The organism is Streptomyces sp. NPDC046887 (genome assembly GCF_040644755.1).
GTDB lineage: Bacteria > Actinomycetota > Actinomycetes > Streptomycetales > Streptomycetaceae > Streptomyces > Streptomyces lichenis.
This window is the reverse complement of the sequence record NZ_JBEYXH010000007.1, coordinates 47,269-62,886: the sequence shown is the minus strand read 5'-3', so window position 1 is coordinate 62,886 and position 15,618 is coordinate 47,269. Positions and strand designations below refer to the sequence as shown.

The following is a 15,618-nucleotide window of genomic DNA, read 5'->3' as shown; positions in this document are numbered from 1 at the left end:
GGATGTCGGCCACCGACCGATGCTCACCCCGCCCCACCCAGCGCCGCGCGCAGTCGGCGGGCCTGGCTGGCGTACTGCGAGGAGCCCCTGCGGTCCGCCGCCGCGTCCAGCCCCTCCGGGTACGGCCTCTCCTCGTACGGCCTCTCCGTGTACGGCCCGGTGGCACCGCACCGTTCGACGCAGTCGGCGGCCACGGCCAGTAGCTCGCCCGCACCGCGCGGGGCCGGACCGGTGCCCGCGTCCGCCAGCAGGGCGGGCAGCGCGGGGGCCAGCACCGCCCAGGTGGTGGCGTACGCGCCGGTTGCCGCCGCCGTACGGGCCGCGTCGGCCAGTCGGGTGGGCTTGACCGTGCCGAGGCCCAGCAGTTCGGCGAGGTCCCGGCCGATCCGGTCGGTGTCCAGGTCCCCCCGGGCGGCCAGCACCAGCAGCGCGTCCACCGCCGCCAGCCGGTCCTCGGTGTGCCGGGCGCCCAGGCCGGTGGCGACGGCCAGATGCAGCACCGGGCCGGCCTCGCCGCCGAGCTCGGCCAGTGAGGGCAGTACGGCGCAGCCGCCCGACTCGTCGGCGGTGGCGCAGGCCGTCACCTCGGGAAGGGCCCAGGCGGCCTGGGTCTCCCGGTCCTCCGGGAGCATCGCCCGGTGTATGCCGTCCAGTCGGCCCCAGTGCCAGCAGCGCTGGGTGGTGCCACTCCGGGGGCGGGCGAGCGCGTGGAACTCCCGGGGGAACTCATGCTGCGGGGCCAGCCATCCGCCGATCTCCACCACCAGCCGACGGACACCTTCGCGGGCGCGGTTCCATGGGCGGACGTCGTCCCCCGCCGGTTCCGCGATCCGGCGGGTCAGCCGGTCGGCCCGGTCGGCAGGGGAGGCCAGCCACTCCGCCAGCCGTCTCCCGGCCGGGCTGCCGAGGGCCGCCGCCGAGGGCGCGGTGGCCGGGTCGCGGCGGACCCGCAGCAGGGCCTGGGCGAGGTCGGCGGGGGCGGGCTCCAGGCCCTGGCGGCCGTAGGCGGCGAGCCGCTCGACCAGCTCCTTCGGGTCGATGGTCCCGGTCTGCCAGGTCGGCGTGGCCAGCAGGAAGGGCAGCGGGCGGGTCAGCACGCGGTGCGCCACCTCGTACACCCGGGCCCGCAGCACCTGCTCCCGCGCCTCGTGCGCACAGCCCCCGCGCCGGTGGCTGCGTGGCTGGGGCCGGTCCACCAGGTCCGTCGTCCGCAGTCGGCCGAGCACCGCCGCGGCCACCACCTCCAGCCAGTCCAGCCGCTCGATGTCCACCATGCCGTGTGTGCCGGTCTCCCAGCGCCAGCCGTCGGCGAGCACACCCTCCAGGCCCTCGGCGAGCGCCTGGCGGTCGCGGTGGGCGTGCCGGACCAGTCCGGCGAGGGCGGTCTCGAACTCGGCGGCGTCCGGCTGCCCGGCCCGTACCAGCGCCACCACCAGCTCCACCGTCTCGGCGACCGTGTCCGGCGCGGGCGGCAGTCGGCGGGCCACCGGGGCGGGTGGCAGGACCTCCTCGTAGGGGACCTCATCGGCGGCACCTCCCTCCGGCCCGGTGCCGAAGAGCGCGGCGGCGGCCGGCTGGTGGGTCGGGCTCAGCAGCTCCGCCTGCCCGGCCAGCTCCTCCCGCAGAGCGATGTCCTCGGGGCGGAGGTACCGGGTGGCCAGGGCCAGCGCGCGCTCCTGGAGGGCGGTGTCCTGGTGGCCGAAGGCGGCGGCGGTGGCGGGAAGCAGCACCTGCCGGGCCTCCGGGTCGCGGCGCAGCGCCTTGCCCAGGAGCACCAGTTGGGCGCGGACCAGCTTCTTCTCCGGGCGGAACAGCACCGCCTCCGCCAGCTCCGCCAGCCGTTCGGCGGGCAGTTTCCCGGACTGCCACAGCCGCCCGAGCACCTGCTGGGCGTCGGCCGCCAGCGGGGAGGGCCCGTCGGCGGCCAGGGCGATCCAGTCGGCGGTGTGCTCCCGCTCCTCCTCCGCGGTGAGGTCCAGCGTGCGCAGCAGGGCGGTGAAGACCCGCAGGTGCTGCGGGCGGCCGCCGCGCAGCAGCCGGGAGACGGCACCCTGGACCAGCATGGACCGGTCCAGGGTGCCGTCGGCGGCGAGCCGGGCCAGCACCGCCGGCCAGTGCTCGTGCCGCTCCGGGTCGCCGAAGCTGATCAGCACGTCGGCCGGTTCCACCGTCTCGAACAGCCGCGCCACCAGCTCCGGCGTGGCCGGGTCCGCGCGCAGCGCCTCACTGAGCCGCTTGATCCGGGGGCGGTGGCTGTCGGAACCGAGCATGACCATGTCCCGAGCCCAGCCGTGGACGAAGCCGTCGCTGCTGGTCGGCAGGGGGCAGCCGGCCAGCCGGACCAGGGCGCGGATCAGCGGGTAGTCCTCTTCGGCGGTGCTCGTCCTGGCCGCCAGTCGGTGGGCGACATCGCCCAGCCAGGCCGGGTCGCGGTCGGCGAGGACGGCGAGCAGCCGCTCGGTGGGCAGACCGTCCCAGTTCCGTAGCACCCGGGAGCCCAGCCAGGAGGCGGCGGTCGCGGCGCCGGTGTGGCACCCGGCACCGGCCAGCAGCAGCGCGACACGCATCCCGTCGCGCCGCTCCCAGTCGTTCCAGGACAGGTCGCGCAGCTCCTTGCGGAGAGCGGGCAGTTCACCGGCCAGCTCACGGCGCCCATCCGGGGAGAGACGGGCGACCAGGGAGTCGATGGAGGCATGGCGGCCGGCCCGGATGGCGTCGATGACATAGCCGATCGCCCCCGGTGAGGTGGTCGTCTCGGTGGTCTGGCTCATCGGGTGGCTCCGGAGGGGGAATGGGTGGTGCTGACGGGATCGGCGGCCCGGCGGGCGAGGCGGACGGCGAGGGCGTGCTTGCAGGGGCCGCGCCGGCCCCGGTAGTCGGCCCACCAGGGGCAGGTGCAGCTCAGCACCCCGCCCGCCGACTCGCGGACCTGGTAGCGCAGTTCACCGGAGCGCACCTGGGCGACACCGTCGGGGCCCAGCGCCACCGCACCCTCGGCGAGCAGGGCGCGGGCGTTCACCAGCCGGGGGTTGTGGCGCTCGGCCCGCCCGGAGTCGTAGGGCAGCTCGCGGTGGAAGTAGGCGGCGTCGGCGATGTCGTAGCCGACCCGGCCGGCCGTGCCGAGGCGGGTCAGCGCGGCGCGCACCCGGGCCGTGCTCAGCCCGGACTGCTCGGCCAGCTCGGCCGGGTCGATCCGGGGCTCCCAGGCCAGCAGCACCGAGATCAGCTCCGCGTCCCCGGCCGCCTCGTCGGTGGCCAGCGCCTCCAGCACCCCGCCTTCGCCGGAGAAGCCGCGCGCCGGGTCCGGCGACAGGGTCAGGGTGAGCCGCATCCCGGGCAGCGCCACCTCCCAGGCGCTGGAGACGCCCGCCCCGTCGGCCCCGCCGGTCGGCGGCCCGTACACCCGCAGCGCGGTGGCGTGCCGCAGCACCCGCTGGAGCGCCACCAGCCGCTCCGGGCCGGGCAGGCAGACCGCGCCGGGGGCGGGCCGGGTGGCGGGGCGCAGGGTGCGGCCGGCCGGGACGACCCACATCGGGCCCCGCCCCGTACCGGAACCGGAGCGCGGCAGCGAGCGCAGGAAGCGCACCGCCTCGGCGGCGCTCAGCTCGGCGCGCAGGTCGAAGCCGGCCGAGACCACCTGGGACTCGGCGAACCCGCGCAGCCAGCGGTCGGGCAGCGGCACCTTCTTCTCCACCACCGGGCCGTCCAGCGTGGTGACCGCCAGCTCGTCCGGGCCGACCCGCAGATGCATCGGCTCGTCCCCGGCCAGCCTGGACAGCGCCTCCCGCAGCGGGTTGTTGACGTCCACATTGGTCGTGCCATGGCCGGTGTCGGCGCCGTCCAGCCCCTCCCGCAGCACGTCCAGCCGGGCGTACACCCCGCAGCAGCCGGAGAAGGACTCGAAGCGCAGCCGGTCGCCGTTGCCGGTGACCACCGGGTCCAGCGAGGCCCGCAGGGTGCGCTGGTAGTAGCGGGCCGCGGCCACGTCGGCCACGGCAAGCAGCCCCTTGGCGGCCACCTGGGGCGAGGTCAGGAACCCGGTGAAGAAGCTGGGATGGGCCTCCGCGCCGACCGGTGTCAGCCCGCCCGCGGTCTCCAGGCCCAGGGCGGTACGGCCGGCCCCGGCGACCAGGGCGGAAGGGCGTGCGTAGGCGAATGCCTGTACGGATCGGCTCATGGGGAAAACGCTAGAGCCACCCACTGACAACAGTTCTGACCAGGGAAAAGGGGGGCGGTGACCGGTCTCGCCGGCCACCGCCCCCCTTCGCCGGGGCCGTCAGCTCACGCCGGCCGCAGCCACACCGTCGCCAGCGGCGGGAGCGTCAGCCGGATGCCGTCGCCCTCGGTCTTCACCGGCTCCGGGTTGCGCACCCCGCTGCCGCCGAACCGCTCCTCGTCGGTGTTGAGTACCTCCACCCACTGCGCGGCCGCGTCCTCCGGCACCCAGAGCCGGAACTCCTCGCGCACCACCGGGCAGAAGTTGCTGACCGCCAGCAGCGGGGCGCCCTGGGTGTCGTACCGCAGGAAGGCGAAGACGTTGTCCTCGGCGCCGTCGCCCAGCGACCACTGGAAGCCGCGCGGGTCGGTGTCCCGCTCCCAGAGCGGCGGGGTGGCCGCGTAGACGCGGTTCAGTTCGGCCACCAGGGCCTGCATCCCGCGGTGGTCGCCGGCCGAGTGGTAGTCGTCGGAGGTGAGGAACCACTCGGGGCCGTGCGCCTCGGACCATTCGGCGCCCTGGGCGAACTCCTGGCCCATGAACAGCAGTTGCTTGCCGGGGTGAGCCCACATATAGCCCAGGTAGGCGCGCTGGTTGGCGCGCCGCTGCCACCAGTCGCCCGGCATCTTGGTGACCAGCGAGCTCTTGCCGTGCACCACCTCGTCGTGCGAGATCGGCAGCACGTAGTTCTCGCTGTAGGCGTACACCATCGAGAAGGTCATCTCGTTGTGGTGGTGCTTGCGGTGCACCGGCTCCTTGGAGACGTAGACCAGGGAGTCGTGCATCCAGCCCATGTTCCACTTCAGGCCGAAGCCCAGGCCGCCGGAGTCGGTGGGACGGGTCACGCCCTCCCAGGCGGTGGACTCCTCGGCGATGGTGACCACACCGGGGCAGCGGCGGTAGACGGTGGCGTTCATCTCCTGGAGGAAGCCGACCGCGTCGTAGTTCTCCCGGCCGCCGTGCTCGTTGGGCAGCCACTCGCCGGCCTCGCGCGAGTAGTCCAGGTAGAGCATGGAGGCGACCGCGTCCACCCGCAGCCCGTCGATGTGGAACTCCTGGCACCAGTAGACCGCGTTGGCGACCAGGAAGTTGCGCACCTCGGTACGGCCGTAGTCGAACTCCAGCGTCCCCCAGTCGGGGTGCTCGGCTCGGCGCGGGTCGGGGTGCTCGTAGAGCGGGGTGCCGTCGAACCGTGCCAGCGCCCAGTCGTCCTTGGGGAAGTGCGCGGGCACCCAGTCCACGATCACCCCGATGCCCGCCCGGTGCAGGGCGTCCACCAGGAAGCGGAAGTCGTCCGGGGAGCCCAGCCGGGCCGTGGGCGCGTAGTAGGAGGTGACCTGGTAGCCCCAGGACGGGGTGAAGGGGTGCTCGGAGACCGGCATCAGCTCGACATGGGTGAAGCCCAGCCGCTTGACGTACGCGGGCAGCTCCTCGGCCAGCTCGCGGTAGGTCAACCCGGGTCGCCAGGACGGCAGATGGAGCTCGTAGACCGAGAACGGGGCCTGGTGGACGGGGCGGTCGCCGCGGTGCGCCATCCACTCCTCGTCCTGCCAGCTGTAGTGCGAGGCGGTGACGATGGAGGCGGTCTCCGGGGGGCACTGGGTGCGCCGGGCCATCGGGTCGGCGCGCAGCGAGCGGCCGCCATCCGGGCCGACCACCTCGAACTTGTACAGCTCGCCCTCGCCCAGGCCGGGCACGAACAGCTCCCACACCCCGGTGGAGCCCAGCGAGCGCAGCGGCAGCCCGCTCGCCCCGTCCCAGTAGTTGAAGGCGCCGACCAGGCGCACGCCCCGCGCGTTGGGCGCCCAGACGGTGAACCGGGTGCCGGCCACGCCCTGGTGGACCATCGGCTCGGCGCCCAGCGCCTTCCACAGCTCCTCGTGCCGGCCCTCCCCGATCAGATGAAGGTCCAGCTCGCCGAGGGCCGGCAGGAAGCGGTACGGGTCGTCGGCCTCGACCGTCTGCCCGTCCGGGTACGCGATGTGCAGCCGATATTCGGGTACGGAGGTGAGGTCCGGCAGCACCGCCGAGAACAGGCCGTCGCCCTCGTCGTGCAGCTCGGTGCGGCGGCCGTCCGCCACCACGGCCACGCCCACCGCGTGCGGGCGCAGCACCCGCACCGCGAGCCCGCCGGACACCGGGTGGGCGCCGAGCACCCCGTGCGGGTCATGGTGCTCGCCGGCCAGCAGCCGCCCCCGGTCGGCGCCGTCGAGCCGGGGCGCCGGGGCGGTGGACTCGGCGCTGCTACGGGGCTGGGGCGGGGCCTGGGCGGGCGGCGCGGTCAGTGGCGCGGACTGGGGCAGCGGGGCCTTCGCGTCCGACGCCACCGGCCCCTTGGCGGGCGGCTGCTTGGCCGGCGCCGACCGGGGCGGCGCGGCCTCGGCGCCCTTGGCGGGCTGCTCGGCCGGGGGAGCGGGATTGCGGGTGGGGCGACGGGGGGTCACGGGGAAGTGCCTCCTTCAGGGGCGTCTTCTCATTCGTGGATGCTCGGTTCGCAGGGGTGCGGGTGCGGCCGGTCAGGGGTGGGCGGTCTGCCCGGCCAGCCGGCGGATCGCCGCCATCGGCACCGGCAGCCAGTCGGGGCGGTGCCGTGCCTCGTACAGCACCTCGTACACCGCCTTGTCCGTCTCATAGGCCCGCAGCAGCGCCGGTGCGGACCTGGGATCGGAGCCGGAGGCCTCCGCGTAGCCGGAGCAGTAGGCGTCCCGGCACCGCTCGGCCCACTCGGGTTTCGCAGCGGAGTGCGAGGCGGCCGCATAGTCGAAGGAGCGCAGCATCCCGGCCACGTCCCGTACCGGCGGCTGCTCGCGGCGCCGTTCGGCGAGCGGCTTCGCGGGCTCCCCCTCGAAGTCGATCACCGACCACTGGCCGTCCGGGGAGCGCAGGGCCTGCCCCAGGTGGAGGTCGCCGTGGACGCGCTGGGCCCGGCAGGCGAGGTCGTCCTCGGTGCAGTCGCCGACCGCGTCGAAGGCGGCCCGCAGCCCGGGCACGTACGGCATCAGCGCGGGCACCGCCTGGGCCGCCGCGTCCAGCCGGCGGTTCATCCCCTCCACCAGGTGCTCGGTGGCCGGGCGGCCGAGGGCGACCGTGGGCAGCGCGGCGGCCAGCGCGGTGTGCACCTCGGCGGTGGCCCGGCCCAGCGCATGGGCCTCCTCGGTGAACTCCCGGCCCGAGGCGAGCGCGTCCAGCGCCAGCTTCCAGCCGTCCTGGGAGCCGCGCAGGAAGGGCTGGAGGACGCCCAGGGTGCTGGCCTCGCCGCCCCGGCCGCCGCCCCCCGTCTCGTACCAGGCGACCGGCGCCGGCACCCGTCCGCAGCCGGCCCGGGCCAGCGCCAGCGGCAGCTCCAGATCCGGGTTGGCGCCCGCCCAGACCCGGCGGAACACCTTCAGAATGTAGGTGTCGCCGTACACCAGCGAGGAGTTGGACTGCTCGGCGTCCAGCACCCGGGGGGCGAGTCCGTCGGGGATGGCGGCGGTGCGGGCGAACCGCAGCGGACCCAGCGGGCCGGGGGTGCGCAATCGTTCCATCAGCAGGGCCGCGAGGCGCGGATCGCTCAGCCCCTCGTACACCATCCGCCCGGCCAGCGGCCCGTCCGCGACCGGCCCGATCCGGGCGTGCGCGAGCGCCGGCGGCAGCTGGGTGCGTACGCCCAGCAGCAGCTGGTAGCAGTCGCCCTGGGCGCCGCCGGACGGCCCCGGCTGCTGTACCCGTACCAGCAGATGCACCAGGCCGGGTCCGGCGGTGTCGACCGGCAGCAGCTCGGTCGCCGACACCAGCTGGAAGCCGGTCACCGGCCGCCCCTTGCCGGCGAACCAGCGCTGGCGCGGCAGCCACTCATGGAGCAGCGGGACGAGGGAGGGGAGCAGGGCGACCGGGGCCCGGGCGGTGGATGCGGTCTCCGACATGGCAGCGCGTCCTTTCCCCGGGCACTACGAAATGCACAGAACGTGCCGAGTGTCCCGGAATGCGGCGATTGCTGTCCGGATGTGCGGGACGTGTCGGGCGGGGGACAGTCCAGATAGACCCGAATCGACGTATGCAGGAAAGCGAGCCGGGGGCCCTGCGTGCGTACGCCCCGCCCTCCTCCTACCCCCATCGGGTGGCGGTAGGCGCCGAGTTGACGGCCCGGTGCCACTCCCCTCCGGAAGGGGCACCGGGCTCGGCCGAACGGGCTACGCCGGCTTGCGCAGCGGGGTGACCGCCTCATCGGGGGAGCCGGGGGAGCCGGGGGAACCCGAGGGGCCTGGGGGCCGCTGGGTGGCCGCCGCCGGGGCCGCGCCCGGGGAGGCGGCGGCGCCCGGGGCCGCCCCGACCGGCGGGACACCCGGGGTCGGCGGCACCGGGCCCGGCGGCAGCGCCGCCCCGGCCCCGGTGACCTTCCGGCCGGTGGCGGTCTTCTTCACGGTGTCCTTGCGCAGCCGGAACCAGTAGAAGCCGTGGCCCGCCAGGGTGAGCAGATACGGCAGCTCGCCGATGGCCGGGAAGCGCACCCCGCCGATCAGCTCCACCGGGTGCATCCCGTTGAACTCGCTCAGGTCCAGCTCGGTGGGCTGGGGGAAGCGCGAGAAGTTGTGGACGCACATCACCAGGTCGTCGCCGTACTCCCGGAGGAAGGCGAGGACGGCCGGGTTGGACGACGGCAGCTCGTTGTACGAGCCGAGGCCGAAGGCCGGGTTCTGCTTGCGGATCTCGATCATCCGGCGCGTCCAGTGCAGCAGCGACGACGGGGAGGCCATGGAGGCCTCCACATTGGTCACCTGGTAGCCGAAGACCGGGTCCATGATCGTCGGCAGATAGAGCCGGCCCGGGTCGCAGGAGGAGAAGCCCGCGTTCCGGTCCGGGGTCCACTGCATCGGGGTGCGCACCGCGTCCCGGTCGCCGAGCCAGATGTTGTCACCCATCCCGATCTCGTCGCCGTAGTACAGGACGGGCGAGCCGGGCAGGGACAGCAGCAGCGCGGTGAAGAGCTCGATCTGGTTGCGGTCGTTGTCGAGGAGGGGCGCCAGGCGCCGCCGGATGCCGATGTTGGCGCGCATCCGCGGATCCTTGGCGTACTCCGCGTACATGTAGTCGCGCTCCTCGTCGGTGACCATCTCCAGGGTCAGCTCGTCGTGGTTGCGCAGGAAGATGCCCCACTGGCAGCCCGCCGGGATCGCCGGGGTCTTGGCCAGGATCTCGGAGACCGGGTAGCGGGACTCCCGGCGGACCGCCATGAAGATGCGCGGCATCACCGGGAAGTGGAACGCCATATGGCACTCGTCGCCGCCGGAGGCGAAGTCGCCGAAGTAGTCGACGACGTCCTCCGGCCACTGGTTGGCCTCGGCCAGCAGCACGGTGTCCGGGTAGGCCGCGTCGATCTCCTTGCGGACCTGCTTGAGGAAGGTGTGGGTGGCCGGGAGGTTCTCGCAGTTGGTGCCCTCCACCTGGTACAGGTACGGCACCGCGTCCAGCCGGAAGCCGTCGATGCCCAGGTCCAGCCAGAACCGCAGCGCGGACATGATCTCCGCCTGCACGGCCGGGTTCTCGTAGTTGAGGTCCGGCTGGTGGGAGAAGAACCGGTGCCAGTAGTACTGCTTGCGCACCGGGTCGAAGGTCCAGTTGGACGTCTCGGTGTCGACGAAGATGATCCGCGCGTCCTGGTACTGCTTGTCGTCGTCGGCCCAGACGTAGTAGTCGCCGTAGGGGCCCTCGGGGTTGTTGCGCGACTCCTGGAACCACGGGTGCTGGTCGCTGGTGTGGTTCATCACGAAGTCGATGATCACCCGCATGCCGCGTTGGTGGGCGGCGTCCACGAACTCCACGAAGTCGGCCAGGTCGCCGAACTCGGGAAGCACCGAGGTGTAGTCGGAGACGTCGTAACCGCCGTCTCGTAGCGGGGACTTGAAGAACGGCGGCAGCCAGAGGCAGTCGACCCCGAGCCATTGCAGATAGTCCAGTTTGGCGGTGATCCCCTTCAGGTCGCCGACGCCGTCGCCGTTGCTGTCCTGGAAGGAGCGGACCAGTACCTCGTAGAAGACGGCGCGCTTGAACCAGTCGGGATCCCGGTCCTTGGCGGGCGTGTCCTCGAAGGTGTCGTGGACGGGCTCGTTGACGATCATGATGTGGGTGACCCTCCGATCGGCGGGGACGGTCGCAGGACGAGCACGTGCGCGGGCGTGACGCCCGGCTCTAGGCGCACGTAGTTGGCCCTGCCCCAGTGATAGGTCTCGCCGGTGAGCTCGTCGCGCACCGGCACGGACTCGTGCCAGTCGAGGCCGAGCTCCGGCATGTCCAACGACACCGTCGCCTCCTGGGTATGGCGCGGGTCGAGGTTGACGACCGTCAGAACAATGTTCGAGCCCGAACGCTTGCTGAACGCGATGACGGCGTCGTTGTCGGCGTGGTGGAAGTGGACCGAACGCAGCTGCCGCAGCGCGGCGTTGCGCCGGCGGATCCGGTTGAGGTCGGTGACCAGCGGGGTGATGGTGCGCCCCTCGCGCTCGGCCGCCTCCCAGTCCCGCACCTTGATCTCGTACTTCTCCGAGTCGAGGTACTCCTCACCGCCCTGCTTCAGCGGCGTGTTCTCGCACAGCTCGTAGCCGGCGTACATGCCCCAGGTCGGGGACATCGTGGCGGCCAGCACCGCGCGCACCATGAAGGCGTTGCGCCCGCCGTGCTGGAGGTAGCCCGGGAGGATGTCGGGCGTGTTCACGAAGAAGTTGGGCCGCATATAGGCGGCCGTCTCCCGGGACAGCTCGGTCAGGTACTCGGTGAGCTCCTGCTTGCTGTTGCGCCAGGTGAAGTAGGTGTACGACTGCTGGAAGCCGACCGCCGCCAGGGTCCGCATCATCGCGGGCCGGGTGAACGCCTCGGCCAGGAAGATCACGTCCGGGTCGCTCTTGTTCACCGCCGCGATGACCTTCTCCCAGAAGACCACCGGCTTGGTGTGCGGGTTGTCCACCCGGAAGATCCGCACCCCGTGCGCCATCCAGTACCGCAGCACCCGCAGCGTCTCCCGGACGATGCCGCGCAGGTCCTGGTCGAAGGCGATGGGGTAGATGTCCTGGTACTTCTTCGGCGGGTTCTCCGCGTACGCGATGGAGCCGTCCGCCCGGTGGTGGAACCAGGCGGGCCGCTTGGCCACCCAGGGGTGGTCCGGGGAGCACTGGAGCGCGAAGTCCAGCGCCACCTCCAGGCGCAGCTCCCGGGCCCGGGCCACGAAGGCGTCAAAGTCCTCGATGGTGCCCAGCTCCGGGTGGACGGCGTCATGGCCGCCCTCCGCCGAGCCGATCGCCCACGGCACCCCCGGGTCGTCCGGGCCCGGGGTGAGGGTGTTGTTGCGGCCCTTGCGGTGGCTGCTGCCGATGGGGTGGATGGGCGGCAGATAGACCACGTCGAAGCCCATCGCGGCCACCGCGGGCAGCCGCTCGGCGGCGGTGCGGAAGTTGCCCGAAACCAGCCGCCCGTCCTGCTCGCGGGCCCCCTCGGAGCGCGGGAAGAACTCGTACCAGGAACCGAAAAGCGCCCGCTCCCGCTCCACCTGGAGCGGCAACGGGCGCGAAGAGGTGACCAGTTCGCGCAGCGGGTGGGCGGCGAGCGCCGCCACCGCCTCCGGCGCGTACGCGGCCGCCAGCCGCTCCCTCGGTGCCAGCCGGGCGTCCCGCAGGGCGTCCACCACGGCGAGCACGGCCTCCCGGCCCTCGCTCTTCGGTACGCCCTCGGCGGCCCGCTCGTGCAGCGCGGCGCCCTCGGTCAGCACCAGCTCGGTGTCGATCCCGGCCGGGACCTTGATGGCGGCGTGGTGGCGCCAGGTGGCGAGCGGATCGCTCCACGCCTCCACCGCGTAGGTCCACCGCCCCTCGCCGTCCGGGGTGACCTCGGCACCCCATCTGTCGGTGCCCGGCGCCAGCTCGCGCATCGGGGTGAACGGGCCCGGCCGCCCCGAGGGGTCGGTCAGGACGACATTGGCGGCCACCTCGTCGTGCCCTTCACGGAACACGGTGGCGGTGATCTGGAAGGTCTCGCCCGCCACCGCCTTGGCGGGCCTTCTCCCGCAGTCGACCAGCGGGGAGACGTCGAGGACGGGAATGCGACCGATCTGCGGGTTCACGGCATCACCTGGTGGTTGCTTGCGGGGTAGCGCTCTTTGTAGCCGCTCCGTTGACAAGGGGGACGTCGCCGGCAGGGGTGCCCCCGGCCGCGTTCACTCGGGTGGGCGGGTACCGGTTGAGCCTTCCCATACCTTCCGGATGTTCAACACGGTGATTTGTTAACTCTTTTGGCTGATACGGAGGGGCGATAACCAGCCCCGTTCGGGTGGAGTTCACCCACCGGTTCGCGCTCGGGTGTGTCCAGTGGCGTTCAGGTGAGCGGCGGGGCTACCGGAGATGCTCCCTGCCGGACGGCGTGCGCACGACCGACCCGGTGGCGGTCCACCCGACCGGCCCGTACGGAACCGGCCACCGTCCCCGCCCGGTGGCCGACACGCCGTCAGCCGCCGGATCCGCCGGTGGTCGCGCCCCTCGGCTGTACGTGTCCGCACCGCCGCGACCGCGGCCCGGCAGGGCGTCCACCTGCCGCCCCGTCATTCGGCGGGCGCGTGCCGCCCAGTGCGCCGTGGCCCCGGCGGACCACCGCCGACTACCGTGCGGGGGGTGAAGGCGGACGCACAGCGTGGTGCGTCCACCCGGATCCGTACCTGTCCTGCGAAGGTGGAACACGTGAAGGCAATCCGTCGATTCACCGTGCGCCCCGTCCTCCCCGAACCCCTCCGACCGCTCAGCGACCTCGCACGCAACCTGCGCTGGTCCTGGCACCCCGAGACCCGCGAGCTGTTCCGGTCCGTCGATCCGGACGGCTGGCGCGCCGCCGGCGGCGACCCGGTCCGGGTGCTCGGCTCCGTCCCGGCCGGGCGGCTCACCGAACTCGCCCGCGACGAGCAGTTCCTGGCCCGGCTCACCGCCGCCTCCGCCGACCTCGACGACTACCTGAGCGGCGACCGCTGGTACCAGCGGCAGTCCTCCGGCGGCGGCGAGGCGGCCGAGCTGCCCGCGGCCATCGCCTACTTCTCGCCCGAGTTCGGCGTCACCGCCGCACTGCCGCAGTACTCCGGCGGCCTCGGCATCCTCGCCGGCGACCACCTCAAGTCCGCCTCCGACCTCGGCGTCCCGCTGATCGGCGTCGGCCTGCTCTACCGCCACGGCTACTTCCGCCAGTCCCTCTCCCGGGACGGCTGGCAGCAGGAGCACTACCCGCTGCTCGACCCCAACGAGCTGCCCGTCACCCTGCTCCGGCAGCCCGACGATACCCCCGTCCGGGTCCACCTCGCGCTGCCCGGCGGACGCAGCCTGTACGCCCATATCTGGGTCGCCCGGGTCGGCCGGGTCCCGCTGCTGATGCTCGACTCCGACGTGGAGGAGAACGGCCCCAACGAGCGGGACGTCACCGACCGCCTCTACGGCGGCGGCAGCGAGCACCGGCTTCTGCAGGAGATGCTGCTGGGGATAGGAGGTGTCCGGGCCGTACGGGCGTACTGCGCCCTCACCGGTCACGCCGCCCCCGAGGTGTTCCACACCAACGAGGGCCACGCCGGCTTCCTCGGCCTCGAACGCATCCGCGAACTCCAGCAGGACGGAACCGAGTTCGACGCCGCGCTGGAGGCGGTGCGGGCCGGCACCGTCTTCACCACCCACACCCCGGTCCCGGCCGGAATCGACCGCTTCGACCGCCATCTGGTCGCCCGGCACTTCGGCGAGGGCGCCGAACTGCCCGCCGTCGACACCGACCGGATCCTCTCCCTCGGCCGCGAGACCTACCCCGGCGGCGACCCCAACGTCTTCAACATGGCCGTGATGGGCCTGCGGCTGGCCCAGCGCGCCAACGGCGTCTCCACCCTGCACGGCGCGGTCAGCCGGGAGATGTTCGCCGGCCTCTGGCCCGGATTCGACCCCGAGGAGGTGCCCATCACCTCCATCACCAACGGCGTGCACGCCCCCACCTGGGTGGCGCCCGAGGTGCGGGCGCTCGGCGCCCGGCAGATCGGCGCCGAACGCGCCGAGGAGGCCCTGAGCGTCGGCGGCTCGCTGCGCTGGGACTCGGTCACCGACATCCCCGGCGCCGACATCTGGGAGCTGCGCCGCGACCTGCGCGCGCAGCTGGTCGCCGAGGTCCGCACCCGGCTGCGCGCCTCCTGGCGCGAACGCGGCGCCGGCTCCGCCGAACTCGGCTGGATCGACGGGGTGCTCGACCCCGACGTGCTCACCATCGGCTTCGCCCGCCGCGTCCCCTCCTACAAGCGGCTCACCCTGATGCTGCGCGACCGCGAGCGCCTCACCCGGCTCCTCCTGGACCCCGACCGCCCGGTGCAGATCGTGGTCGCCGGCAAGGCCCACCCCGCCGACGACGGCGGCAAGCGGCTGGTCCGCGAGCTGGTCCGCTTCTCCGACGACCCGAGGGTGCGCCACCGGATCGTCTTCCTGCCCGACTACGGCATGGGCATGGCGCAGAAGCTCTACCCGGGCTGCGACGTCTGGCTGAACAACCCGCTGCGCCCGCTGGAGGCCTGCGGCACCTCCGGGATGAAGGCCGCGCTCAACGGCTGCCTCAACCTCTCGGTGCTGGACGGCTGGTGGGACGAGTGGTTCCAGCCCGACTTCGGCTGGGCCATCCCCACCGCCGACGGCCACGGGCTGGACGAGGACCGCCGGGACGACCTGGAGGCAGGCGCCCTCTACGAGCTGATCGAGCAGCGGGTGGCGCCCCGCTTCTACGACCGGGACGCCGACGGGCTGCCCGAGCGGTGGATCGAGATGGTCCGCCACACCCTCGCCGACCTGGGGCCGAAGGTGCTCGCGGGGCGGATGGTACGGGAGTACGTGGAGAAGCTGTACGCCCCGGCCGCGCACGCCCACCGTGCGCTGGACGTCCCCGGAGCCGCCGAACTGGCCGCCTGGAAGACCCGGGTGCGCACCGCCTGGCCGCAGGTCGCGGTGGACCATGTCGAGGTGGACGAGGCGTCCGGGGTGGCCGAGCTGGGCGCGGTGCTGAACCTCCGGGTCCGGGTCGCGCTCGGGGTGCTGACCCCCGAGGACGTGGAGGTGCAGGCGGTCGCCGGCCGGGTCGACACCAGCGACCGGCTGGCCGACGCCCAGAGCGTCCCGCTGAAGCCGGCCGGCGGCCCCGACCAGCAGGGCCGCTGGGTCTACGAGGGCCCGCTCACCCTGGACCGTACCGGCCCGTTCGGCTACACCGTCCGGATACTGCCCACCCACCGCCTGCTGCCCGCGGGCGCCGACCTCGGCCTGGTCGCCCTGCCGACCGAGGCGACCGGGGAGGGCGCGGGCGTGCTGATGCGCTGACGCGATCCGTCGTGGAAACGGGCGAGCCGCCCGGGGACCAGGTCCCCGGGCGGCTCGCTTGGCATC

Annotated in this window: 6 protein-coding genes and 1 pseudogene; 1 reads left to right on the top strand and 6 read right to left on the bottom strand. The window is 73.4% G+C overall.

Features of this window, described 5'->3' with window-relative positions; genetic code table 11:
• Positions 1 to 23: 23 nt before the first annotated feature.
• The 6 genes and pseudogenes from ABZ945_RS09740 to ABZ945_RS09715 form a co-directional block, all read right to left on the bottom strand.
• Positions 24 to 2,771 carry a DUF6493 family protein gene (locus ABZ945_RS09740; protein WP_361266471.1) on the bottom strand — a complete coding sequence of 916 codons (2,748 nt, stop codon included), beginning with the start codon at positions 2,769 to 2,771 and terminating at the stop codon, positions 24 to 26.
• Complete coding sequence (locus ABZ945_RS09735; RefSeq protein ID WP_361266469.1) at positions 2,768 to 4,177, bottom strand: SWIM zinc finger family protein; 1,410 nt, start codon at positions 4,175 to 4,177, stop codon at positions 2,768 to 2,770. The genes ABZ945_RS09740 and ABZ945_RS09735 overlap by 4 nt, the downstream gene beginning before the upstream one ends.
• A 104-nt stretch (positions 4,178 to 4,281) precedes the next feature.
• Positions 4,282 to 6,660, bottom strand: a complete 2,379-nt coding sequence (glgB, locus tag ABZ945_RS09730; RefSeq protein ID WP_361266467.1) for a 1,4-alpha-glucan branching enzyme — start codon at positions 6,658 to 6,660, stop codon at positions 4,282 to 4,284.
• A gap of 72 nt (positions 6,661 to 6,732) precedes the next feature.
• Complete coding sequence (locus tag ABZ945_RS09725) at positions 6,733 to 8,121, bottom strand: maltokinase (protein ID WP_361266465.1); 1,389 nt, start codon at positions 8,119 to 8,121, stop codon at positions 6,733 to 6,735.
• A gap of 501 nt (positions 8,122 to 8,622) precedes the next feature.
• A pseudogene (gene treS, locus ABZ945_RS09720) lies at positions 8,623 to 10,314 on the bottom strand (maltose alpha-D-glucosyltransferase); the annotation flags it as partial.
• Positions 10,311 to 12,305 (bottom strand): alpha-1,4-glucan--maltose-1-phosphate maltosyltransferase, encoded by a 1,995-nt coding sequence (locus tag ABZ945_RS09715; RefSeq protein WP_361266463.1) that lies wholly within the window; start codon positions 12,303 to 12,305, stop codon positions 10,311 to 10,313. The gene ABZ945_RS09715 and the pseudogene treS, both read right to left, overlap by 4 nt.
• 610 nt (positions 12,306 to 12,915) lie before the next feature.
• Between ABZ945_RS09715 and ABZ945_RS09710 the strand changes: the two genes are divergently transcribed.
• Positions 12,916 to 15,552: a glycosyltransferase family 1 protein gene (locus ABZ945_RS09710; protein WP_361266461.1), complete on the top strand. Its 2,637-nt coding sequence runs from the start codon at positions 12,916 to 12,918 to the stop codon at positions 15,550 to 15,552.
• Positions 15,553 to 15,618 lie beyond the last annotated feature (66 nt).